Origin of the sequence: Micromonospora globbae (assembly GCF_003610785.1) — a bacterium.
Classification (GTDB): Bacteria; Actinomycetota; Actinomycetes; order Mycobacteriales; family Micromonosporaceae; genus Micromonospora; species Micromonospora globbae.
This window is the reverse complement of the sequence record NZ_RAQQ01000017.1, coordinates 71,372-93,821: the sequence shown is the minus strand read 5'-3', so window position 1 is coordinate 93,821 and position 22,450 is coordinate 71,372. Positions and strand designations below refer to the sequence as shown.

At 73.5% G+C, this 22,450-nt stretch carries 14 protein-coding genes and 2 pseudogenes; 8 read left to right on the top strand and 8 right to left on the bottom strand.

Features of this window, described 5'->3' with window-relative positions; translation table 11 throughout:
- Window positions 1-66: 66 nt before the first annotated feature.
- The 4 genes from D7I43_RS22235 to D7I43_RS22220 are packed head-to-tail and all read right to left on the bottom strand — an operon-like array spanning window position 67 to window position 3,817.
- Window positions 67-669: a GTP-binding protein gene (locus tag D7I43_RS22235; protein WP_120330494.1), complete on the bottom strand. Its 603-nt coding sequence runs from the start codon at window positions 667-669 to the stop codon at window positions 67-69.
- On the bottom strand, window positions 650-1,036 hold the full coding sequence (locus D7I43_RS22230; protein ID WP_120330568.1) for a DUF742 domain-containing protein: 387 nt from the start codon (window positions 1,034-1,036) through the stop codon (window positions 650-652). The genes D7I43_RS22235 and D7I43_RS22230 overlap by 20 nt, the downstream gene beginning before the upstream one ends.
- Window positions 1,026-1,448 carry a roadblock/LC7 domain-containing protein gene (locus tag D7I43_RS22225; protein ID WP_120330493.1) on the bottom strand — a complete coding sequence of 141 codons (423 nt, stop codon included), beginning with the start codon at window positions 1,446-1,448 and terminating at the stop codon, window positions 1,026-1,028. The genes D7I43_RS22230 and D7I43_RS22225 overlap by 11 nt, the downstream gene beginning before the upstream one ends.
- The gene (locus D7I43_RS22220; RefSeq protein WP_120330492.1) at window positions 1,448-3,817 is read right to left on the bottom strand and encodes a sensor histidine kinase; all 2,370 of its coding nucleotides are present in this window, start codon (window positions 3,815-3,817) and stop codon (window positions 1,448-1,450) included. The genes D7I43_RS22225 and D7I43_RS22220 overlap by 1 nt, the downstream gene beginning before the upstream one ends.
- Window positions 3,818-4,299: 482 nt before the next feature.
- On the opposite strand from D7I43_RS22220, the gene D7I43_RS22215 reads away from it, so the two are divergent.
- The 5 genes and pseudogenes from D7I43_RS22215 (at window position 4,300) to D7I43_RS22195 (ending at window position 8,707) form a co-directional block, all read left to right on the top strand.
- Window positions 4,300-4,935 carry a hypothetical protein gene (locus tag D7I43_RS22215; protein ID WP_240033095.1) on the top strand — a complete coding sequence of 212 codons (636 nt, stop codon included), beginning with the start codon at window positions 4,300-4,302 and terminating at the stop codon, window positions 4,933-4,935.
- Window positions 4,936-4,948: 13 nt separating this feature from the next.
- The gene (locus tag D7I43_RS34425; RefSeq protein WP_120330491.1) at window positions 4,949-5,974 is read left to right on the top strand and encodes a hypothetical protein; all 1,026 of its coding nucleotides are present in this window, start codon (window positions 4,949-4,951) and stop codon (window positions 5,972-5,974) included.
- 151 nt (window positions 5,975-6,125) lie between these two features.
- Window positions 6,126-7,782: pseudogene (locus tag D7I43_RS34280) on the top strand (sodium:solute symporter family protein).
- Between the two features lie 16 nt (window positions 7,783-7,798).
- Window positions 7,799-8,149, top strand: a complete 351-nt coding sequence (locus D7I43_RS22200) for a hypothetical protein (protein WP_120330490.1) — start codon at window positions 7,799-7,801, stop codon at window positions 8,147-8,149.
- A gap of 174 nt (window positions 8,150-8,323) precedes the next feature.
- Window positions 8,324-8,707 carry a hypothetical protein gene (locus D7I43_RS22195; RefSeq protein ID WP_120330489.1) on the top strand — a complete coding sequence of 128 codons (384 nt, stop codon included), beginning with the start codon at window positions 8,324-8,326 and terminating at the stop codon, window positions 8,705-8,707.
- Window positions 8,708-8,819: 112 nt separating this feature from the next.
- On the opposite strand, the gene D7I43_RS22190 is transcribed toward D7I43_RS22195, so the two are convergent.
- The gene (locus D7I43_RS22190; protein ID WP_120330488.1) at window positions 8,820-10,562 is read right to left on the bottom strand and encodes a glycoside hydrolase family 6 protein; all 1,743 of its coding nucleotides are present in this window, start codon (window positions 10,560-10,562) and stop codon (window positions 8,820-8,822) included.
- A 617-nt stretch (window positions 10,563-11,179) separates the two neighbouring features.
- On the opposite strand from D7I43_RS22190, the gene D7I43_RS22185 reads away from it, so the two are divergent.
- Window positions 11,180-12,181: a hypothetical protein gene (locus D7I43_RS22185; protein ID WP_147427278.1), complete on the top strand. Its 1,002-nt coding sequence runs from the start codon at window positions 11,180-11,182 to the stop codon at window positions 12,179-12,181.
- On the top strand, window positions 12,165-12,863 hold the full coding sequence (locus D7I43_RS22180; RefSeq protein ID WP_120330486.1) for a class F sortase: 699 nt from the start codon (window positions 12,165-12,167) through the stop codon (window positions 12,861-12,863). Before D7I43_RS22185 ends, D7I43_RS22180 begins: the two co-directional genes overlap by 17 nt.
- A 60-nt stretch (window positions 12,864-12,923) precedes the next feature.
- Here the strand turns inward: D7I43_RS22180 and D7I43_RS22175 are convergent, their stop codons facing one another.
- Complete coding sequence (locus D7I43_RS22175) at window positions 12,924-17,981, bottom strand: NAD-glutamate dehydrogenase (RefSeq protein ID WP_120330485.1); 5,058 nt, start codon at window positions 17,979-17,981, stop codon at window positions 12,924-12,926.
- A 289-nt stretch (window positions 17,982-18,270) separates the two neighbouring features.
- Between D7I43_RS22175 and D7I43_RS22170 the strand changes: the two genes are divergently transcribed.
- Window positions 18,271-20,232 (top strand): penicillin-binding transpeptidase domain-containing protein, encoded by a 1,962-nt coding sequence (locus D7I43_RS22170; protein ID WP_120330484.1) that lies wholly within the window; start codon window positions 18,271-18,273, stop codon window positions 20,230-20,232.
- Window positions 20,233-20,387: 155 nt separating this feature from the next.
- On the opposite strand, the pseudogene D7I43_RS22165 reads toward D7I43_RS22170, so the two are convergent.
- Together D7I43_RS22165 and D7I43_RS22160 are read right to left on the bottom strand one after the other, a co-directional pair.
- Window positions 20,388-21,434 (bottom strand): annotated as a pseudogene (locus tag D7I43_RS22165) (arginase family protein); the annotation flags it as partial.
- An 84-nt stretch (window positions 21,435-21,518) separates the two neighbouring features.
- Complete coding sequence (locus D7I43_RS22160) at window positions 21,519-22,424, bottom strand: tetratricopeptide repeat protein (RefSeq protein WP_120330483.1); 906 nt, start codon at window positions 22,422-22,424, stop codon at window positions 21,519-21,521.
- Between the last annotated feature and the right edge of the window lie 26 nt (window positions 22,425-22,450).

Genomic DNA, 22,450 nt, shown 5'->3' with positions numbered 1-22,450 from the left:
CCGATTTTCCCGGCCGCCCGGCCGGCGGCGGACGGGGCACGGCCGACGGCCGGACGGCCGGCGGGCTCAGGCCGCCGGCACCGGCTCACCCCGCTGCCGGGCCACGTGCTCGACCAGGGAGATCAGCACCTGCTTGCCCGACTGCCGGTCGCGCGCGTCGCAGAGCACGAGCGGCACGTCGGGGTCGAGGTCCAGCGCCCGGCGGACGGTCTCCAGGTCGAACCGGCGGGCGCCGTCGAAGCAGTTGACCCCCACCACGAACGGGATCCCCCGCTGCTCGAAGTAGTCGATCGACGGGAAGCAGTCGGCCAGGCGGCGGGTGTCGGCGAGCACCACCGCCCCGAGCGCGCCGAAGGCCAGCTCGTCCCAGAGGAACCAGAAGCGGTCCTGGCCCGGGGTGCCGAAGAGGTAGAGCTGGAGGTCGTCGTTGATGGTGATCCGCCCGAAGTCCATGGCGACCGTGGTGGTGGACTTCGTCTCCACGCCGGAGAGGTCGTCGGTGCCGACGCCGGCGCCGGTCAGGACCTCCTCGGTCTGCAACGGCCGGACCTCGCTCAACGCGCTCACCAGCGTCGTCTTGCCCGCGCCGAAGCCGCCGGCGACGAGGATCTTCAGGGCCAGCGGGAGCCGGGCGCCGGTGCCCGCCCCGTCAGAGCGCACGGAGTCCACTGACCACCGCCTTGAGGATGTCGTCGTGGGGACGCGCGGCCACGGCCGGGGGCTCGTGCACCGCGACCAGACCGCGCGCGAGGAGGTCGCCGAGCAGCACCCGGACCACGCCGACCGCGAGGTCCAGCTCGGCCGCCAGTTCGGCCACCGGGACGGGCCGGTGCGCCAGTTCGACCAGACGCCGGTGCTCCGGCGCCAGCCACGGGTCGGCGGCGTCGACGTCCCGCCCGGCCAGCACGAACGCCACGAGGTCGAACGCGTCGCCGGCGGGCCGGACCCGGCCGCCGGTGAGGGTGTACGGGCGGACGACCGGGCCGGCGTCGGCGTCCAGCCACTCGTGCGGCCCGGGGGACGGGTCAGCCAGCATCGACGGCACCCGCCGCCGACCGGGCGGGCGCCGTGAGGTACTCGCCCACCCGGGTGACCAGCATGGCCATCTCGTACGCCACCAGCCCGATGTCCGCGTCGGCGTCGCTCACCACGGCGAGGCAGGCGCCGGAGCCGGCGGCGGTGACGAAGAGGTACGCCTGTTCCATCTCCACCACGGTCTGCCGCACCGGCCCGCCGTCGACGTGCCGGCTCGCGCCCCGGGCCAGGCTGGCGAAGCCGGCGGCCAGGGCGCACAGGTGCTCGGCGTCGGACCGGTCGAGGTCGGCGGAGGCGCCGAGCAGCAGCCCGTCCGCCGACAGCACCACCGCCTCGCGGGCGGCCGGTACCCGTTGCACCAGCTCGTCGAGCAACCAGTCGAGATCGGCGCTCTGCTTCGTCGATTGCCGCACTAGGCGTCCCTCTCAGTATCGGTCGGTTGGTCGCCAGCCGTCGGGGCGTCGGACGGCGGGACCGGGTCGTGGCCGGCGGAAGCGGTCGGGCGGGCCGCCTCGGCGGCGGCGGCGCGGCCCCGGGCGGTGCCCGCCTGCAGCGCCGACATCACCCGGCGCACCTCCTCCGGTGGGCGGGGGCTCGGCGTGTCGGTGGCCGCCGGCCGGGGGCGGCCCGACGGCGGGCGGCGGCGCACCCGGCGGGGCAGGCCGCCGAGCTCGGCGTCGGAAGGCTCCGCGCCGGCAGGCGGCGCCGGCTGCGGGGTGGTGGCCGTGGCCGCGCCGCCGGCCGGCGGGACGTCCACCGGCGCGGGGCGGTCGGGCAGGGTCGGCGCACCGGCCCGGCGGCCCGCGCGGGGCCGGGGCACCGTGCGGCGGCGCGCGGCGGCCAGCCGCCGTTCCGGCCGTCCCGGCTCGCGGCCCACGACGTCCCCCACGCCCGGGGCCGGCTCCTCGGTGATCAGGTCGGTGGGGACGAGCACCACGGCGGTGACGCCGCCCGTGCCGGAGCGGCGCAGGTTCACCCGCACGGCGTGCCGGGCCGCCAACCGGGCCACCACGAAGAGGCCGAGCCGGGCGCTCTCCGCGGGGTCGAACTCGGGCGGCTGGGACAGCCGCCGGTTGGCGTCGGCCAGGGCGGCGTCGGACATGCCCAGGCCGTGGTCGGTGACCTCCAGGGCGTACCCGTCGGGAACCCGCTCCCCCGACACCGTGACCCGGGTGGACGGCGGCGAGAACGCGGTGGCGTTCTCGATGAGTTCGGCGAGCAGGTGGATCACGTCACCGACGGCCCGCCCGAGGACGCCGGCCGGCTGCACGGCCGCGATGTCCACCCGGTCGTACGCCTCGACCTCGGAGATCGCCCCGCGGACCAGGTCGACCATCGCCACCGGGTTGCGCCAGCCCCGGCCGGGTGCGGCGCCGGCGAGGATGACGAGGTCCTCGGCGTGCCGGCGGAGGCGGGTGGCCAGGTGGTCCACCTGGAACAGCTCCGCCAGCTCGTCCGGGTCCTCGGCGCCGCGCTCCATCCGGTCGAGCAGGGCGAGCTGCCGGTGCACGAGCCCCTGGCTGCGGCGGGCGATGTTCAGGAAGACCTCGTTGAGCCCGCGGCGCAGGGTGACCTCGTCCACGGCCGCCCGGACGGCCGTGCGCTGCACCTCGTTGAACGCCCGCCCCACCTGGCCGATCTCGTCGTCGCCGTACTCCAGCGGGGGCGCCTCGCGGGCGACGTCCACCTGCTCCCCGCGGCGCAGCCGCGCCACCACGTCGGGAAGCCGCTGCTCGGCGAGTTCCAGGGCGGCGGTCCGTACGCCGCTGAGCCGGCGGGCCAGCGTCCGACCCACGCGCACCGCGACCAGCACCGACACCACGACGGCGACCAGGCCGAGCAGACCGGCGGCGGCGAGCCGGACGAGGATGCGTACGGCCGTGGGCACCGACCGGTCGGCGAGGCCGTCCGCCGCGTCCAGCTCGAACTCGCGCAGCTGCCGCTGGACCTCGTCGTAGCCGGCCTGCCACGCCGCCGGATCGACCGACGGCGCGTCCGTGGCGCCGGCGGCGATGATGGTGTCCTGCATGCTCCGCAGCCGGGTGAAGGCCGACTGCTCGGTGAGCCGCTGGTACGCCGCCCGCTCCGCCGGGGGCAGGTCGGCGACCGCGTCCTCGACGAGGAAGCGCTGGTTGCCGATGATCTGCACGAAGCGGGTGTGCTCCCCCGGGGCGAACCGGCCGTCGGTCACGGCGGCGGCCAGCAGCGCGTCGGCCTGCCCGAGCAGTTCCCGGGACCGGCCGAGGGCGGTCAGCGCCCGGGCCTGCCGGTCGAGGTCCGGGTCCGGCAGCACCGCCATGGCGGAGAACGCCTGGAACGCCGAGCCGATCATCCCGTTGTAGAGGCCGAGGGCGCCCGCCCGGTCGAGCTTCCGCTCGTCGATGAAGCCCCGGCCGGCGGGAAGCGCCTCCAGGGCGGTGACCAGCTGGTCGATGCGCGCTTCGAGCGAGGCGTCGGCGGCGTCCCGCAGCTCGTCGCCCGCGACGCGGGCGCGCAGTTCGCCGATCGCCTGGTCCGTCCGCCGGCGCTGCGCGGCGAGTGCCGGCAGCGACTCGGTGCCGGCCAGCTGCACCACGGTGAGCCGCCGCTCCCGCTGCAGTTCGGCGACGACCGCCTCGCCGGGGCGGCCCAGGTCGTAGAGGAGGGTACGGGCGGCGAGCAGGTCGAGGGCCGGCCCGAAGGTGAGCGTGGTCGCGAAGATCCAGAGCGCCAGCAACGCGGTCACCGGCACGACGACCAGCGCCGTCAGCTTCGAGCGGATCGGCCAGTCGCGCGTTCTCATCGGACCTCGCCCGGAAGGTGTGGCAGGAGGGGCGCCGGCGACGGCCGGGCAGCGCTCCCACCGGGCAGCTCCCGGCGTCCGGCGCCGGGCACCGGCACGGGCGCCTTGGGCAGGATACGTAATCCGGGGCCGAAGCACTACCGGCCGTTGTGACCACCGCGACGCTCCGATGTGGAGGCGCGGGCCGCACGGCCGCCCGGCGGTCCGGCCCGACGGGTCCCCGGCGCCGGTCGATCGGACGTTGACCGCGATGCGCCAGTGGGTGCTGGTGCCAGCGCGTCAGCTGAGCCGGGTGCGGCTGGTTGGGCAGGCGCGTGGACCGGCCCGCCGACGACCCCGGGACGCGCGGGGACGGACGCCGCGACGGGCGGGGACGGACGCCGGGCGCACGGTGGCCTGCGGGGCGACGACCCAGGAAAGTGCCGCGAATCGGGATTGCCGATCAGGGAACGGAGGGAATACCGGGTGACGAAGGAGGAGCCATGTCACCCACGCAGATAGTCGTCATCGTCGTCGTCGTGCTGGTGGTCGCGGCGCTGGTCGCCGCCGGCCTGACCCTCGCCCGCCGCCGGTCGCTGCGCGACCGGTTCGGCCCCGAGTACGACCGGGTGGTCGCCGAGCGGAACAGCCGCGCCGCCGCCGAGCGGGAGCTGCGGGAACGGGAACGGCGGCACGCGGAGCTGCGGCTCACGCCGCTCGACCCCGAGTCCCGGGCCCGGTACGCCGCCGCCTGGGAGGAACTCCAGGCGCGCTTCATCGACGCACCGGCCGAGACCGTCGGCGACGCGGACGAGCTGGTCACCCGCCTGATCGCCGAGCGGGGCTACCCCACGGGTGACTTCTCCGACCAGATCGCCCATCTCTCCGTCGAGCACGCCCGCACGCTGTCCCACTACCGGGACGCTCACGAGATCCACCTGCGCAACAGCCGGGGTGAGGCCAGCACGGAGGACCTGCGTCAGGCGGTCGTCCACTACCGGGCCCTCTTCGCCGACCTGCTCGGCGAGGAGCCGGTACGGCCGCGGGTGCCGGAGCAGCCCGGCCCGGAGCGGCAGCCCGACGGGCGGCACCCGGAACGGGGACGGCCCGAGCAGTCCCAGGACGCCACGAACCGCTGAGGAGGGCACCGCGATGCGCCACGAGGAGCAGCAGGTGAGCAACGACCACCCCGAGGCCGTCCGGTCGGCCCCGGTACCCGTGCCGTCCGCCGGCGGGCGGACCGAGGTGCCCGAGGACGCCCTCGACGACCGGGGCACCTTCGACGACCCGTCCGTGGCCGGCGACGACCGGAGCCGCCGGACCGGCGACGACGACCGGTCCCCGCGGGCCGGCGGCGACGGCGCGACCGACGACGACACCCGGGTGACGCGGACCGCGCGGCGGGACGCCGACGAGGGGGGCTTCCACGACCCCGCACCGGTGCCGACCGCGCTCGGCGCCCCCACCGTGGCCGGCGCCGTGGCCGCGTCCGCCCTGGCCAGCCCGCGTCCCGAGGACGAGGTGGACGCCCGCGAGGAGCGGACGGCCCGCCCGGGAGACGGCGCGGAAGAGGGCGAGCGCGAGGGCCTGCGGGCCGACCCGACGGCCGAACTGCACCGTCGCGGCGGCCCGGTCACCGCGGCGGCCGCCGAGCCCGGCCGGGTCCGGACGGAGGAACCGCCCCGGGCCCGTGTCGTGCCACCCGCCGTCGACGGCGACCCGGGACGGCGGCCCGATGCCGCCGACCCCGACGCCGCCCCGTACGGCAGCCCGGCGCCCCGGATGGTCGACCCCGACGCGGACCCGGCCGCCGGCGGGGGCGTCGGGGCCGTGGCGGCCGCCGCGGGCGCACCCGGTTCCCTGGCGTCGGCGGGAACGGCCCGGCCAGCCGGCTCGACCGTGGCGGCCGAACCGGCCAGCCTCTTCGACGCGCGGACCGCGCAGACCTTCCGCGACCGCTGGCGGGACGTCCAGCTGCGGTTCGTGGACGACCCGCGCGCGGCGGCCGGCGAGGCCGAGGCGCTGGTCGAGGAGGCCATCGAGGCGCTCTCCGCGGCGCTGGCCGCACAGAAGGACACCCTCGGCGGCTGGCAGGAGGCGGGCTCGGCAGACACCGAGGAGCTGCGCATGGCCGTACGCCGGTACCGGGACTTCCTGGACCGGGTGCTCGGCCGCTGACCGTCGCGGGGGCGCCCCGGCCGGACGGCCGGGGCGCCCCCGTGTGTCCGCCCGCGTGCCGCGCCGCGCCGCGGCAGGCGTGGATTTTCGCGATCGGGGTAATAGGCCGCGCGCACCACGGACGCGACGGACGGGACGAAAGGTGACGGGGATGGACGGCGGCGGACTACGGCTCAACATGAACGCCCTGGACTACGCGCTGCTGGGGCTCTACTTCGTCACCGTTCTCGGCGTCGGCTTCGCGGCGCGGCGGGCGATCCGCACGAGCGTCGACTTCTTCCTCTCCGGCCGGTCGCTGCCGGCCTGGGTCACCGGCCTCGCCTTCGTCTCGGCGAACCTGGGGGCGCTGGAGATCATCGGCATGGCCGCCAACGGCGCCCAGTACGGCGTCATGACGGTCCACTACTACTGGATCGGCGCCGTGCCGGCGATGGTCTTCCTCGGCATCGTGATGATGCCCTTCTACTACGGCTCCAAGGTCCGCAGCGTCCCCGAGTACCTGCGGCTGCGCTTCAACCGGCCGACCCACCTGCTGAACGCCATCAGCTTCGCCGTGGCGCAGGTGCTGATCGCCGGGGTGAACCTCTACGCGCTGGCACTGGTCATGCAGGCGCTGCTCGGCTGGCCGCTCTGGGTGGCCATCGTCGTGGGCGCCGCCATCGTGCTGGTCTACATCACCATCGGCGGGCTCTCCGGCGCGATCTACAACGAGGTGCTCCAGTTCTTCGTGATCCTCGCCGGCCTGATCCCGGTCACCGTGATCGGCCTCGTGAAGGTCGGCGGCGTCTCCGGCCTGATGGACGCGGTCCGCGAGTCGAAGCTCGGCGAGGCGGGACTGCACGCCTGGCAGGACACGGGCAGCACGGCCAACCCGCTCGGGGCGCACTGGATCGGCATCGTCTTCGGCCTCGGCTTCGTGCTGTCGTTCGGCTACTGGACGACCAACTTCGCCGAGGTCCAGCGCGCCCTCTCGGCGAAGAACATGAGCGCGGCCCGGCGTACGCCGATCATCGCCGCGTACCCGAAGCTGGTGATCCCCGCGGTGACCGTCATCCCGGCCTGGTGGCCCTCGTGACCGTGCAGGGGCTCGGCGCCCCGAGCGGCGACCTGCAGTACAACAACGCGATCCCGCTGCTCATGCGAGACCTGCTGCCCAACGGCGTGCTGGGCGTGGCGGTCACCGGCCTGCTCGCCTCGTTCATGGCCGGCATGGCGGCAAACGTGAGCGGTTTCAACACGGTGTTCACGTACGACATCTGGCAGGCGTACGTCCGCCGTGGTCGCCCGGACGACTACTACCTGCGGATCGGCCGGTACGCGACGGTGGCGGCCGTGGTCATCGGGATCGGCACCGCCTTCATCGCCGCCGGTTTCAGCAACATCATGAACTACATCCAGGCGCTCTTCTCGCTGTTCAACGCCCCGCTGTTCGCCACGTTCATCATCGGCATGTTCTGGAAGCGGATGACCGCACTGGCCGGCTTCTGGTCCCTGCTGCTCGGCACCCTGGCGGCGCTGCTCACGTACCTGCTCTACAAGGGCGGCGTGATCCACTTCAACTCGGACCTGGAGGAGAGCTTCTGGGGCGCCGGCATCGCCTTCGTGACGGTGGCCGTCGTCGCCGTGATCCTCACGCCGCTGACCGCGCCGAAGCGCGACGAGGACCTGCGCGGGCTGGTCTACGGCACCGGCGGCATCGACCTGAAGGCCGACGTGCTGGCCGGGGACACCGCCTGGTACCGCTCCCCGTGCTGCTCGGCGTGATCGCCCTCGCCCTGGCCGTCGTCCTCTACATCCCGGTCTTCTAGGAAAGGTGCGCGCGAGATGGACAACCGCAGTGAGCCGGCCCGCGATCCGCTCGTCACGGCGGCCGAGGCCGAACAGCGGCGTTCGGCCGCCGCACGCCTGTTCGACATCCGCCGGGTGATCGGCGCCCTCTTCGTCGCCTACGGGATCATCGTGACCCTGATGGGCGTCTTCGACAGCCAGGCCGAGATCGACAAGGCCGAGGGCGTGCGGATCAACCTCTGGTCCGGGCTCGCGATGCTCGCGTTCGGCCTGCTGATGCTGCTCTGGCAGTGGCTCCGGCCCGCGGAGCCGCCCGCCGAGCCCGAGGAGCGGGGCGTGATCGGGCCGCCCGAGGACAGCGGACCCGGCTCCTCAAAGATCGGCTGACCCGACGGGCGTTCACTCGGCCCGCCACGCCCCCGCCGTCGGCCGGGCGCCCGGAGGACGGCCCGGGCACGCCGCCGCACCGCGCCCGGCCTCGCCGGCGCCGGTCCGGGCATGACGTCGCGCGCACGGGGTACGCGACGGGAGGAACGCGCCTCGGGACAGGAGGGCAGCAGCATGAGCGATCGCGACCGCCAACCGCCGCTGGAGGAGAGCCCGGAGATGGCCGCGGCGGTGGACGACGACAGCACCGTCCCGCAGCTCCGCACCGGCGGCGGCGCGGACCGGGACAACCCGGCGTTCGCCCAGCCGGGCGAGGGCGGCGCCTCGGGCCCGCCGACCGAGGACCTTCTCGGCGACCCGTACGCGGCCGGCACCGGGGCCACCGGGACCGGCACGGGTGCCGGCGGGGACAACATCCGCACCGGGGCCGAGCAGCCCTGGGAGCCGGAGGACCTGGTGATGGCCCGGGGTCAGGACCTCACGCCGGAGAACATCGAACGGGCCCGCCGGGACCTCGACGAGCTGGGGCAGGCCGCCGTGGAGCGGACGGTGCCCTGACACCGGCACACGCGAGGAGGTCCCTGACCCGACCGGGGGACGGTCGGGCCAGGGACCCGGGAGGCCGGCCGCCGCTGCCTCACCTACCCGCGGCGGCCGGCGGGCAGCACACTCACAGCGGCGGGTAGGCGTTCCGCATCAGCTCCTGGAACTGGGCGGAGAACCAGGCGCCGGAGATCGGCGCGTTCGGGAGGGCGCCCGTCGGGTTGTTGCCGTTGCGCGCGTTGCCCCCGTACGTCGGGTCGCACATCCGGTCGAACCCCTTGCCCTCGTCGTTGGGGATGTACTCGCTGGAGCCGTCCGACTCGCCCGGGGGCTTCACCCAGACGTACGCGTCGATGCCCGGCTCGGGGTTGGCCCGCGGCCGCTCACCGAGACCCGCACCGGCCTGGTTGCACCAGTTGCCGGCGTGGATCCGGCGGTCGATCCGGCCGCCGTTGACGTACGCGTCGACGCTGGTCGTCGGGCCGGGGCCGGCGGGCCGGGCGGAGCCGCCCCACCCGTTGCGGGAGGTGTCGATCAGCATGCCGATGCCCGCGTCGAAGCCCACCGATACCAGCTTCTGCCGGAACGCCTGGGCGAACGACAGCTCGTCCACGTACTGGTTCCAGTCGATCCACTTGGACTGCCGCACCGTCTGGCCGTTCACCGTGTCGGTGACCTTGACGTACGGCTCGCGCAGCGCCGAGTAGTTGGCCGTGTTGACGATGAAGCCGTGCACGTTCCGCACGGTGCTGCCGGAGGCCGTGGCGGCGGTCTTCAGCATGTCGGCCGTCGGGCCGAAGTTGCTGTCCCAGCCGATCCAGCCGTGGTGGGCGGCGTCGATGTAGTTGTAGACGTTGCCGATCGCGCCCAGCTTCGCGAGGGCGTAGCCGACGCCGTTGACGTACGCGCCGTTGGCCTTCACGGTGTCGCACATGGCGGTGCCGCCGGGCTGGCCGGAGGTGTTGGTGACCAGGTTGGGCAGCGAGTCGATCTCGATGATGTTGATGATCCGCAGGCTCGCGTACTTCGGGTCGCCCTGGATCGCGGCGATCGGGTCGATGTACTCGGCCTTGTACCGGGGCAGTTCGTCCGGGCCCAGCTCGCCGTTCGACGCCAGCGCCGCGCAGTCCCGGCCGGGCAGGTTGTAGATCACGAACTGGATGTAGCCGGCGCCCTGGCGCAGCGCCTCGTCGAGGTGGTCGCGGAGGCCCATGGCGCCGTTCGAGCTGCTGTCCGGCGTGCCCTCGATGGCGGCGATGCGGTCCAGCCAGACCGCGGTGGGGTTGTTGGAGACGCGGCTGCCGCCCGGCTCGGCGTCCGCCTTCGCCTTCCACTCCGGGTTCACGTAGCCCCGCACCCCCTGGTACGGGTTGTCGACCCGGCCGTCCGGCGGGTCGGTCGGGGGCGGCGTGGTGGGCGGAGGCGTGGTGGGCGGGGTGGTGCCGCCGTCGCACGTCACCCCGTTGAGGGTGAACGAGGTGGGCTTCGGGTTGCTCCCGCTCCAGGCGCCGTTGAAGCCGATGCTCGTGGACGCGCCGGTGGCGAGGCTGCCGTTGTACGACAGGTTGCGGGCCGTCACCTGGCTCCCGGACTGGGAGAACTCGGCCGACCACCCCTGCTGCACCCGCTGGCTGGAGTTCGGGAAGGTCCAGCCGAGCGTCCAGCCGTTGATCGGATCGCCGAGGTTGTGGATGGTGATGTTGGCGGTGAAGCCACCCGGCCAGTCGTTGGTCGAGTAGGTCACGTCGCAGCGGGTCGCGGCGTGCGCCACGGTGACCGGTAGGGTCACCAGCCCGCCGGCGACCAGGACGCCCGCGCCGGCGAGCGCGAGGGCCCGGCGTGGGGCGGACAGTCTTCTCCAGACGTTCATTGCCACTGAACTCCTTGGGCGAGACCGGGCCCGCGGACGGCCCGGCGAGGGGGGCCGGTGGACGTCGCGGTGGGACGGCCGCCGGCGCCGACGGGATTGCTCGGGAGTGCCCGACCCGGACGGGCGGTGGTGGTGCGCGACCGGCGTGACCCGGCCGGTCGCTTCGGCGGCCGGAGACCGTCCCGGTGGACCGGGTGCCCTACGGCTCCTGCCTGGCGGTGTGGCTCCGCGACCGCGTGGAGCGATTCTTGCATGGGAGCGCTTCCATGGCAATCCCTCGATGCCTTGACCGCTCCCGGCGAGGCGGGACCCCCGGCCGATGCGCGGCCCGGGCGGGACACCGCACCCGGGCGGGACAGCGACCCCGCGCGGGTCGAACCCGGACGGTCGGGACCGTCCGGGCCGCTGCCGGAAGCGCGGCACCGCAGGTCCGGAACCCCCTGACCGACCCGCAACAGGGCTGGCCGTCCGCGACGGTACTTACCACCTCCGAACGGTCGTACAACCAATACACGTATAAACGCGAATCTTCTCCTTCATAAGTCATGAAACGGTCTAACGTCAGCCCTAGCTCGGGGGCACCGAGTCCAGGACAAAGGGATGGAGTGACGCAGGTCATGGCTAAGAAGATGCTCGGGAAGGTCGTCGCGGGCGCCGCCCTCGGTGGGGCGTCCCTCCTGGTGTTCGCGCCGGGGGTCGCGTTCGCGGACGGTCACCACGACGGGAAGGACCGCGACGGCAAGGTCCTCGCCAAGCCGCACGTGGTGAAGGCCGGCGAGGAGGTCAAGCTCCTCGAGATCTGCAGCGAGCCGCAGAAGCACGCGTACGTCTGGTCGAAGGTCACCGGCAAGGTCGACCTGAAGCCGGTCAAGGACGGCGAGGACCGGGGCGACTGGCGCGACGAGGACTCCTACGGCCGCGACGACAAGGACGAGCACGGCAAGGACGACAAGGGCCGCGACCACGAGGGCAAGGACGAGCACGGCAAGGACGACAAGGGCAAGGACGAGCACGGCAAGGACGAGCACGGCAAGGACGACAAGGGCCGCGACCACGAGGACAAGGGCGACAACGGCGAGACGGCGAAGCCGCAGCCGCCGGCCGACGAGGCGCAGCCCGACGGCCAGGGTGGCGGCGCCGCGGCCGACGCGGCCGACGAGGGCAAGGACGAGGACAAGGGCAAGGACTGGAACGGCTACGAGCACGGCCAGGACGCCGAGGGCCGCGGTGACCACGGCGACAAGAAGGACCACGAGGAGTACGGCTCGGAGGAGCGCGGCTCGTGGGAGGACAAGGGCCGCGACGGCGGCTGGAACGGCGAGGACTCCCGCGACCACGGCAAGGGCGAGGACAAGTGGGAGCACAAGCGGGACTTCGTCTACTACGGCGAGGCGAAGGTCGACGAGCACGCCAAGCCGGGCCGCTACGAGCTCAAGGGCTCCTGCGGCGAGGGCGAGCTGGTCGTCACGCCGCGCGGCGGGGTCGACGGCGGTGACGGTGGCGTCGGCGCCGGTGCGGACATGAACCTCGCCGCGGGTGGCGCCAGCCTGCTGGGCGCCGCCGCCCTGGGCGGGATCGTCCTGCTGCGTCGCCGGCGGACCGATGAGTTCGTCGCCTGACGCGACGGCGACACGGGCCGGCGGCCGTCACGGGAGACCGTGGCGCGCCGCCGGCACCGCCGTCGTCGCCCTCCTCGCCCTGGCCGGCGCCGGCATGGTCGGCGCCGCGTTCAAGACCACCCCCGCACCCCGCCCGCCCCAGCCGCTGGCCCAGGCCGCCCCCGAGTCCGGCCGGCCGAGCGAGGCGGACCAGCCCGGCGAGGGGCAGCCGGCCCCGACCGGCCTCCCCCGCGCCACGCCCACCACCATCACGATCCCCCGGATCGGGGTGGACGCGCAGATCATGAAGCTGGGCACCAACCCGGACGGCACCGTCCAGGTGCCGCCGCTCGACCAGGCGCAGCTCGCCGGCTGGTACGAGCCCGGCCCGGCCCCCGGCGAGGTCGGCAACGCCGTCATCGTCGGCCACGTCGACTCGGCCAAGATGGGGCCCGCGGTCTTCTTCGACCTCGGCGCCCTGCAGGCCGGCGACACGGTCACGGTGAAGCGGGACGACGGCCGGTCGGTCACCTTCCGGATCGACTCGGTCGAGTCGTACCCGAAGGACGCGTTCCCCACCGAGCGGGTGTACGGGCCGAACGACCGGCCCGGCCTGCGCGTGGTGACCTGCGGCGGCCAGTTCGACGAGACCGCCCGCAGCTATCTGAACAACGTGATCGTCTTCGCCAGCCTGGTCGGCTGACACGACGGCGCGGTCCGGCCGGTCGGGTTGTCCCGACCGGCCGGACCGCGTCCGGCGGCGTTAGGCCGCGGCCGAGGTCCGCACCAGCGTGCGGATCTGGCGCAGCAGCACCGACAGGGCGGCGAGGTCCGCCCGGGACTCGTCGAACTCCCCCATCGCCCGGCGGGTGCGGTGGACGGAGATGGCGTTCGACTGCTCCCACTGCTGCACCCGCTCCTGCGGGGGCAGGCTGTCCGGCGTGGAGTCGAGCACCTCCGCGGTGAGCGCGGCCAGCGCGGCGTACAGGTCGTAGCGCAGCGCCATCCGGGCGAGGGTCTGCCACCGGTCCTCCCGCGGCAGCAGGGAGATCTTCGACAGCAGCGCGTCCACCCGGAACAGGTCGGACAGCACGAAGTAGACCGGAGCCACCTCGCCGACGTCCCGACCCCGGCTCGCCGCGGTCTCCACCACGTCGAGCAGGCCGAAGCTGTACATCAACCGGGTCGCCTGCTCGGCCAGCTCGCGCGGGAGGCCCCGCTCGGTCATCGAGTCGATGTGGGCCCGGATGGCCTCCCGCTCGCTGCCGTAGAAGAGGTTCTCCAGCTCCGGCAGGAGCCGGGCCACCCCGTCCCGCAACCGGGCGATCTCCCCCGGCACGTCGATCGGCGAGCGGCGGTTGGTCACCAGCCACCGCACCGCCCGGTCGAGCAGCCGGCGGGTGTCCAGGTAGACGGTCGTCTGCAGCTCGGGCGAGACCTTGTTGTCCAGCGCCTCGACCGCGTCCCACAGCTCCCGCAGCCCGAACACGTCGCGGACCACCACGTACGCCCGGATCACGTCCGCCGGCGATGCGGCCGTCTCCTCCATGACCCGGAAGACGAACGAGATGCCGCCCCGGTTGATCGCCTCGTTCACCAGCACCGTGGTGACGATCTCGCGGCGCAGCCGGTGCCGGGACATCCGGTCGGCGAACCGCTCCCGCATCGGCGTCGGGAAGTAGTTGACCAGGACGTCGGTCGTCCACTCCTCGTCCGCCAGGCCGTCGGCGAGGATGTCCCGCTCCAGCACGATCTTGACGTACGCGAGCAGCACCGCGAACTCCGGCGCGGTGAGGCCGGTCTCGGACCGGACCGCCAGCTCCTCGTCCGGCGGCAGCGCCTCGAGCGACCGGTCCAGCGCACCGGAGCGCTCCAGCTCGTTGATCATGCGCCGGTGCACGGGAAGGAGCGAGGCCGCCTGCGCCTGGGCGTTGTTGATCGCCCGGGCCTGGTCGTAGTTGTCGCGCAGCACCAGCGTGGCGACCTCGTCGGTCATCTCGGCGAGCAGCTCGTCCCGCTGCTCCGTGGTCAGCTCCCCGTCGGCGACCGCGGTGTTGAGCAGGATCTTGATGTTCACCTCGTGGTCGGACGTGTCCACACCGGCCGCGTTGTCGATGAAGTCGGTGTAGATCCGCCCGCCGGTCAGCGCGTACTCGATCCGGCCGAGCTGGGTGAAGCCCAGGTTGCCGCCCTCGCCGACCACCCGGCAGCGCAGGTTCCTGCCGTCCACCCGGATCGCGTCGTTGGACTTGTCGCCCACCTCCGCGTTGGTCTGGCTGGACGCCTTGACGTACGTGCCGATGCCGCCGTTCCAGAGCAGGTCCACCGGCGCCGTGAGGATCGCCCGCATCAGCTCCTGGGGAGACATCTGGGTCACGTCGTCCTCCAGGCCGAGCCGCGCCCGCACCTGCGGCGAGATCGGCACCGACTTGGCCGTACGCGAATACACCCCGCCGCCCTCGGAGATCAGCTCCGGGTTGTAGTCCTCCCACGACGAGCGCGGCAGCTCGAACAGCCGCTTCCGCTCGGCGTACGAGATGCCGGCGTCCGGATCCGGGTCGAGGAAGATGTGCCGGTGGTCGAACGCGGCCACCAGCCGGATGTGCTGCGACAGCAGCATCCCGTTGCCGAAGACGTCGCCGCTCATGTCGCCGACGCCGACCACGGTGAAGTCCTGGGTCTGGGTGTCGTGGCCCAGCTCCCGGAAGTGCCGCTTGACCGACTCCCAGGCGCCCCGGGCCGTGATGCCCATCTTCTTGTGGTCGTAGCCCGCCGACCCGCCGGAGGCGAACGCGTCGCCGAGCCAGAAGTTGTGCGCCGCCGAGATCTCGTTGGCGATGTCGGAGAAGGTGGCCGTGCCCTTGTCCGCCGCGACCACCATGTACGGGTCGTCGCCGTCGTGCCGGACCACGTCCTGCGGCGGCACGATCCGGCCCCCGACGATGTTGTCGGTGACGTCGAGCAGGCCGGAGATGAACTCCTTGTAGCAGATGACGGCCTCGTCGCGGTCGCCCGGCTTCTGCTTGAGCACGAAGCCGCCCTTGGCGCCGACCGGCACGATGACGGTGTTCTTCACCATCTGCGCCTTGACCAGGCCCAGCACCTCCGTGCGGAAGTCCTCCCGCCGGTCGGACCAGCGCAGACCACCGCGCGCCACCGGCCCGAAGCGCAGGTGCACACCCTCGAAGCGCGGCGAGTACACGAAGATCTCGAACTTCGGCCGCGGCGCCGGCAGGTCCGGGATGGCCTGCGGATCCAGCTTGAACGCCACGTACGACTTGGGTCGGCCGTCCTCGCGCCGCTGGTAGAAGCTCGTCCGCAGGGTGCCCTGGATGAGCGTGAGGTACGCGCGCAGGATCCGGTCCTGGTCGAGGCTCGCCACGTCGTCGAGCGCCTCGCCGATCGCGGCGACCAGTTCGGCGCTGTGCCGCTCCCGCTCCTCGGCCTCGATCGGGCCGGGCGCGAACCGCGCCTCGAAGAGCCGCACCAGCAGCTCGGCGATCTGCGGGTACGCGATGAAGGTCTGCTCCATGTAGTCCTGCGAGAAGACCGTCCCGGCCTGCCGCAGGTACTTCGCGTACGCCCGGAGCACGACCACCTGACGCCAGGTCAGCCCGGCGCGCAGCACCAGCTCGTTGAAGCGGTCGACCTCGGCCTCGCCCCGCCACGCGGCCGCGAACGCGTTCTCCACGTGCGGACGCACCTCGGCCAGCTCCTGATGGCCCTCGGGCAGTTGCAGCCCGAAGTCGTAAAGCCATATCCGGCCGTCGATCCGGTCCACCTCGTACGGGTGCTCGTCGATCACCCGGACGCCGAGCGAGTGCAGCACCGGCAGCACGGCGGAGAGCATCATCGGCTCGCCGTACCGGTAGACCTTGAACCGCACGTCCATCGACTCGTCGACGTCCGCGCCGGCGCGCGCGCCCGCCCGCGGGGCGAGCTGCTTGCGGAACAGGTGCATCTCGAGCTGGCCGGGCTCCTCCAGCAGCTCCAGCTTGGCCAGGTCCTTCATCGCCTCGTACGGCGTGTGCCCGTCCTTGTAGCCCTCGGGGAACGCGTCGGCGTACCGGGCGAAGAGGTGCTTGGCCTGCTCGTCGCCGAGCTTGCGCTCCAGCACCAGCCGGTAGTCGTCGTCCCAGAGTCGGGTCGCGTCGGCCAGCTCCTCGGCGAGCAGGTCGGCGTCGATCTCGCTCGGCGGCTTGGTCGGGTCGGTGCGGACGATGAAGTGCACCCGCGCGAGCATCGACTCGGTGACCCGGGTGGTGTAGTCCACCCCGACACCGTTCAGCTCCCGCAGCAGGATGTCCTGCATGCGCAGGCGGTTCTGCGTCGTGAACCGGTCCCGCGGCAGGTAGATGAGGCAGGAGATGAACCTCCCGTACGCGTCCTTGCGCAGGAAGACCCGCAGCTGCCGGCGGCCGGCCATGCGCAGGACGCCGATGACCGCGTGGTAGAGGTCGTCCGTCTTGATCTGGAACAGCTCGTCGCGCGGGTAGGTCTCCAGGATCTGCAGCAGATCCTTGCCGGAGTGGCTACGCTGGCTGAGGCCGGAACGTTCGAGCACCTCGGCCACCTTGCGGCGGACCACCGGCAGCTCCCGCACGCTCGTGCGGTACGCGGCGGTGGAGAACAGGCCGATGAAGCGGCGCTCGCCGACGACCTCGCCGGCCTCGTCGAACACCTTGAAACCGATGTAGTCGAGGTACGCCGAGCGGTGCACGGTGGCCCGCGAGTTGGCCTTCGTGATGATGAGCAGGCGCTTCTCCAGCACCTTCTCGTGCGCCTCGGGCGTCATCGACGACAGCGTCCGGGGCTCCGTCGAGTCCTGCCGGAGGATGCCCAGCCCGCTGCCGAGCACCGCCTCCAGGGCCTGACCGCCCTCCGGCGTGTCCACCAGCCGGTACTCGCGGTAGCCGAGGAAGGTGAAGTGGTCGTGCGCGAGCCAGCGCAGCAGCTCGACCGAGTCGGTGATGTCCTTCTCCGGGACCGGCGGCCGGTTGTCGCTGGTCCGGGCCGCGGCGAGCTCGTCGGCGAGCGACAGCGCCCGCTGGCGCATCTTGGGCCAGTCCTCCACGGCCTCGCGCACGTCGGTGAGGACCCGCTGGAGTTCCCGGCGGAGCCGGTCGCGTCCGGCGGCGTCGCGGACCGGATCGATCTCGATCCGCATCCAACTTTCCACCAGGTCACCGGCGATCGCGTCGTCCGGCTCGACGTCGGCGGCCACCTCGGTCAGCCGGCCGAGCGGCTCCCGGCGCACGACGACGAGCGGGTGCACCAGCAGGTGGACGTCGAGGTGGTGCGAGTTGAGCAGCGCGGTGACCGAATCGACCAGGAATGGCATGTCGTCCACGACGATCTCGATGACCGTGTGGTGCTGCTCGGCGTCCGGCTCGTGGATGCGCAGCTTCAGCTCGCCGGGCACCCGCTGCTGCGCGAGCTCCCGGTGGGCGCGCGCCGCGGCGAGCATCTCCTCGGCGGTGAAACCGATCAGCTCCTCGTCCGGAGCGAACCGCCAGAAGCGGCTGACCAGCGCCGCCGCCTCGTGGTCGTCGCCCGCCAGCGCGACCGCCTGGGCCACCAGGCGCTCCGCGTTGGGCACGGGCTCATCGAGCTCGCTGTCCTCGGACTCGTCGGCCAGCGCCTCCGCCGGCAGACCGAGATCGTAGATGGTGTCGATGCTCGACCCGGTCAACCCTGTCACGCCCGTGTCGAGCCGGCCGTAGCCGTCCCCGTCGGTCGCCGAGTCGAAGCTGTCGTCGTTCCGGCCGGTGTCATCCTGCCGGAGGTCGGGTTCCGGTTTGATCGCCGGACGCCGGTCCATCGGTGCCACTCCCCTCGACCCACCGCGTTGTGGGTCACTATGCCGCCCAGCCTAGGCCCTGCCGATCTGCCCCTCTGCCGGCGGACCACGGGCCGGACGTCCGGATCGCGACTCTGTCCTTTCGCCCGTTGCCGGTCCGAGGTTGGCCGACCCGGGAGTACCCCGTCGCGCGATGTTCATCACGCCGCCACGGGTCCGTCTTTTCGCACGTCGGGACCCATGCCGGGACGATGGGGGCGGCGCGGACGTACTACGGTGGGGCGTCCCGAGAACGGAGGGAATCCGCTTCATGCTCCTGTCGTACCCGCGCCACCCCGCCCGAGGCCGGACCCGGCGTCCGCTCGTCGCACTCGCCGTCACCGTCCTCGCCGCCGGCGCGCTCACGGCCTGCTCGGACGGGGACGGCCCCGAACAGAGCGTCGACGCCTTCCTGTCCGGCTGGCACTCCGGCGACCTGCAGAAGGTGGGGTTCGTGGACCCCACCGGCGCCAAGGTCGCGGCGTCGGAGGTGACCAAGCAGCTCAAGGAACTCTCGGGAGAGCTCGCGAACACGCCGCCCACCCTACGCCGTCAGGGTGAGGCCAAGGTCACCGCGGACACCGCCACCGCGGCGGTCCAGGTCGAGTGGACCCTGCCCGGTGACACCCGCTGGGAATACGAGCGGCAGGTGACCCTGGTCCGCGGCGACGACGACCAGTGGCAGGTGATGTGGGAGCCGCGGGTCGTGCACGAGAAGCTCACCGACGGTGACCGGCTGGGGCTGCGCCGGGACACCGGCCCCCGGGCCGCGGTGCTCGACGGCGCCGGTCAGCCGATCGTGGCGCCCCGTCCCGTGGTCCGGGTCGGTGTGCAGCCCAGCGAGGTGAGCGACGCCAAGGCCCTCGTCCGCCAGCTCGACGCCGCCTTCCGCGCGATCCGTCCGGCGCTCGTCCCGGCCGTCGACCTCTCCGACCTGCCGAAGCGTCTCGACGAGGCCGATCCGGGCGCGTTCGTCGAGGTGGTGACGCTGCGGGACGAGGCGTACCGGCAGATCAAGTCCCGCATCTACGACCTGCCCGGCACCAAGTTCCGCGCCGACAAGCTCGACCTCGCGCCCACCCGCGAGTTCGCCCGGGCGTTGCTGGGCACGGTGGACCCGGCCCAGGCCGACGACCTGGCCGAGCATCCCGACAAGTACGCGGCCGGCGACCTCGTCGGCCACGGCGGGCTCCAGGGCCGCTACGACGACCGGCTGCGCGGCCGGCCGGGTCTCACGGTGCTCGTCGAGCGTCCCGGCGAGGACGGCACGCTGGTCCCGACCGGCACGGAGCTGTTCCACAGCGAGCCGCAGCCGGGCCAGCCGTTGAAGACGACGCTCGACGTCGCCACCCAGAACGCGGCCGACGCCGCGCTGCGCGGTGAGAAGCGGCGCTCCGCCCTGGTGGCGGTCCGCATCAGCGACGGCGCGGTGCTCGCCGCGGCGAACGGTCCGGGGGCGGCCGGGGAGAACCTCGCCTTCACCGCCCAGGTGCCGCCCGGCTCCACGTTCAAGATGGTGAGCGCGCTGGGCCTGCTCGACCGGGGCGCCGTCACCCCGGACACGCCGGTGACGTGCGACAAGACGTTCACGGTGGACGGCCGGTCGTTCAAGAACTCCGACAACTTCGCGCTCGGCTCGGTGCCGTTCCGCACCGACTTCGCGAAGTCCTGCAACACGGCCTTCGCGGCCCTCGCCCCGAAGCTGGGGGCCGACGGCCTCGCCGTCGCCGGCCGCTCGCTCGGCCTGGAGGGCCAGTGGGACCTCGGCATCGACGCGTTCACCGGCAAGGTCTCGGCGAACGGGTCGCCGGCCGAGCAGGCCGCCGCCTCGTTCGGCCAGGGCACCACCGTGGTGAGCCCGCTGGCCATGGCGTCCGCCACGGCGGCCGTCGCGCGGGGGCGCTTCGCGCAGCCCAAGCTGCTGCTGGACCCGGCCCCGGCCAAGCCCGCCGCGGCCGGCCCGGAGCTGAAGCCCGAGTCGGTCGAGGCGGTGCGGGCCATGATGCGCGAGGTGGTGACGGCCGGTACCGGCACGGCCCTCAAGGACGTCCCGGGCCAGCCGGTGTACGGCAAGACGGGCACCGCCGAGTACGACAACAACCCCGCCCACACGCACGCGTGGTTCGTCGGCTGGCAGGGCGACGTGGCGTTCGCCGTCTTCGTGGAGCAGGGCGGGTCCAGCACGGCGTCCGCCGTACCGATCGCCGAGCGCTTCCTCCGCGCCCTCCGCTGACCCGACCCGGTCGATCATGAGGTTGGCGGGCGATCTGGAGATCGAAGGCCCCGCCAACCTCATGATCGACGCGCGCGTCCTGCCGGCCTTCCCGGTCCGGGTACCGGTCAGGCGAAGCCGGCGGCGGAGCGTGGGCTGTCGTCGTCCGACGACTGCGGCTCCGGGGCGGGCCGGTCCGCCGGGTCGAGCCCGCCGGCGGCGCTGACGGGCGGGCGGCCGGCGCCCCGGCGGGGCGCGGGCGCCGGCGGGGGTGTCGAGCCGGGCAGCAGCCGGGGCGGCACGGCCCCGGGCGAGGTCACCGGCGTCAGCCCCGCCACCACGGTGTTGACGATCTCGGCGGCGTACGCGCCGTCCGGGTCGTAGTCGGGGTCGAACACGGTCAGCTCGACGCCCAGGCAGTGCGGCGTGTCCACCAGGCCGGCGAGCAGGATCTCCAGCTCCGCGAACGCGATCCCGCCCGGGTCGGGCGCGTCGACGGCCGGCATCACGGCCGGGTCGAGCACGTCCACGTCGATGTGCACCCAGTAGCCGGCGCAGTCGGCCAGCTGCTCGTGCGCCCACTGCGCGGTCCGGGCCGCGCCCTCGGCCCGCAGCGCCGGCACCGGCCGGGTGACGATCCCGGCGGCCTGGAGGTCGAGGCGGTACTCGTCCTGCGCGCGGATGCCGAGCACCACCACGTCGACGTCCCGGAAGTACGGCCGGCGCCCCTCGATGGCGGCGAGGTCGGCCTGCCCCCGGCCGGTGACGAGGGCCAGGTCCTCACCGGCGGCGGCGCCGACGTACGACGCGTTGCCGGGGTGCCGGAAGTCGGAGTGGCCGTCGACGAAGACCAGCCCGATCCTGCCGCCGACCGCCTCGCCGAGCCGGTGCATGGCCAGCGCCGACCCGAGCAGCACCGAGCAGTCGCCGCCCAGCACCAGCGGGAACTCCCCCCGGTCGATGATGCCCCCGATCCGGTCGGCCAGCGCCACCGAGTACGCGGAGATCTCCCGGGCGTGGCACACGCCGTCGCCGGGCCGCCAGTCGCCCGGGTCATACCGGGGCGGGGTCAGGCAGCCGGCGTCCCGGGCCCGCAGGCGGGCGAGCAGCCCGTGGTCGCGCAGGGCGCCCGGCGCCTTCGCGCAGCCCGGCACGGAGCTGGGCGTGGGCGGGCGCAGGCCGAGGTTTGTCGGCGCGTCGAGGACGGCGATCCGGCGCGTCATGGGCTCCCGTCCTCGGTGGTCGGGCGGGCCGGCCGGTCCGCCGGCCCGCGCTGGTGTGCTACGTGCTCGGAACCGTTCGGGTGGTCAGAACAGGGCGCTGGCCAGGGCCCGTCGGGCCGAGGCGACGGCCGGGTCCTCGGGGCCGGCGATGGTGAAGAGGCCGACCAGGTGCTGACGTACCTTCTCCCGGTCGTCGCCCGTGGTGCGGCGCACCGTGTCCACGAGGCGCTTGTAGGCCTGCTCGGCGAGCCCGCTGAGCACCTCGATGTCGGCGGCGAGCAACTGCGCGTCGACGTCGTCGGGGTTCGCCGCCGCCGCGGCGAGCGCGGCCTGCGGGTCGGCGCCGGCCACCCGGCGGGCCAGGCCCACCTGGGCGAGACCGGCCTCGGCCGCCGCGTCGGCCGGGGACTCGGCCAGGATCTTGCGGTACGCCCGCTCGGCGGCGTCGAGGTCGCCGTTCATGAGCGCGTCGTCGGCCTCGTCGAGGCGGGGGTCGCTCGGCGCGGCGACGCTCACGCCGCCGGCCTTGAGCACGGCCTGGATCCACTGCCGCAGCTGCGCCTCGGGCACCACGCCGGCGAACGCGTCGATCGGCTGGCCGCCGACCACCGCGTACACCATGGGGATGCTCTGGACCCGGAACATCTGCGCGATGCGCGGGTTGGCGTCCACATCGATCTTGGCGAGCACCCACGCGCCGCCGCCCTCGACGGCGAGCCGTTCCAGCACCGGGGAGAGCTGCTTGCACGGCTCGCACCACTCGGCCCAGAAGTCGACGACGACCGGGGTGTTGAGCGAGCGTTCCAGCACCTCGGACTGGAAGGTCGCCTCGGTCACGTCGATGACGGTGACACCGCCGACCGCGCCACCCGGCGCGCCAGCGGGCGGGCCGGACTGGGCCGGAGCGGACGAGGGGGCGGGGGTGCGCAGGGCGCTGAGGTCGACCGCGCCGCGAGTGAAGATCGACGAGGTGATCCGTGGGTCGCTCATGGTTATCTAGTTTCGCACGGACGTCG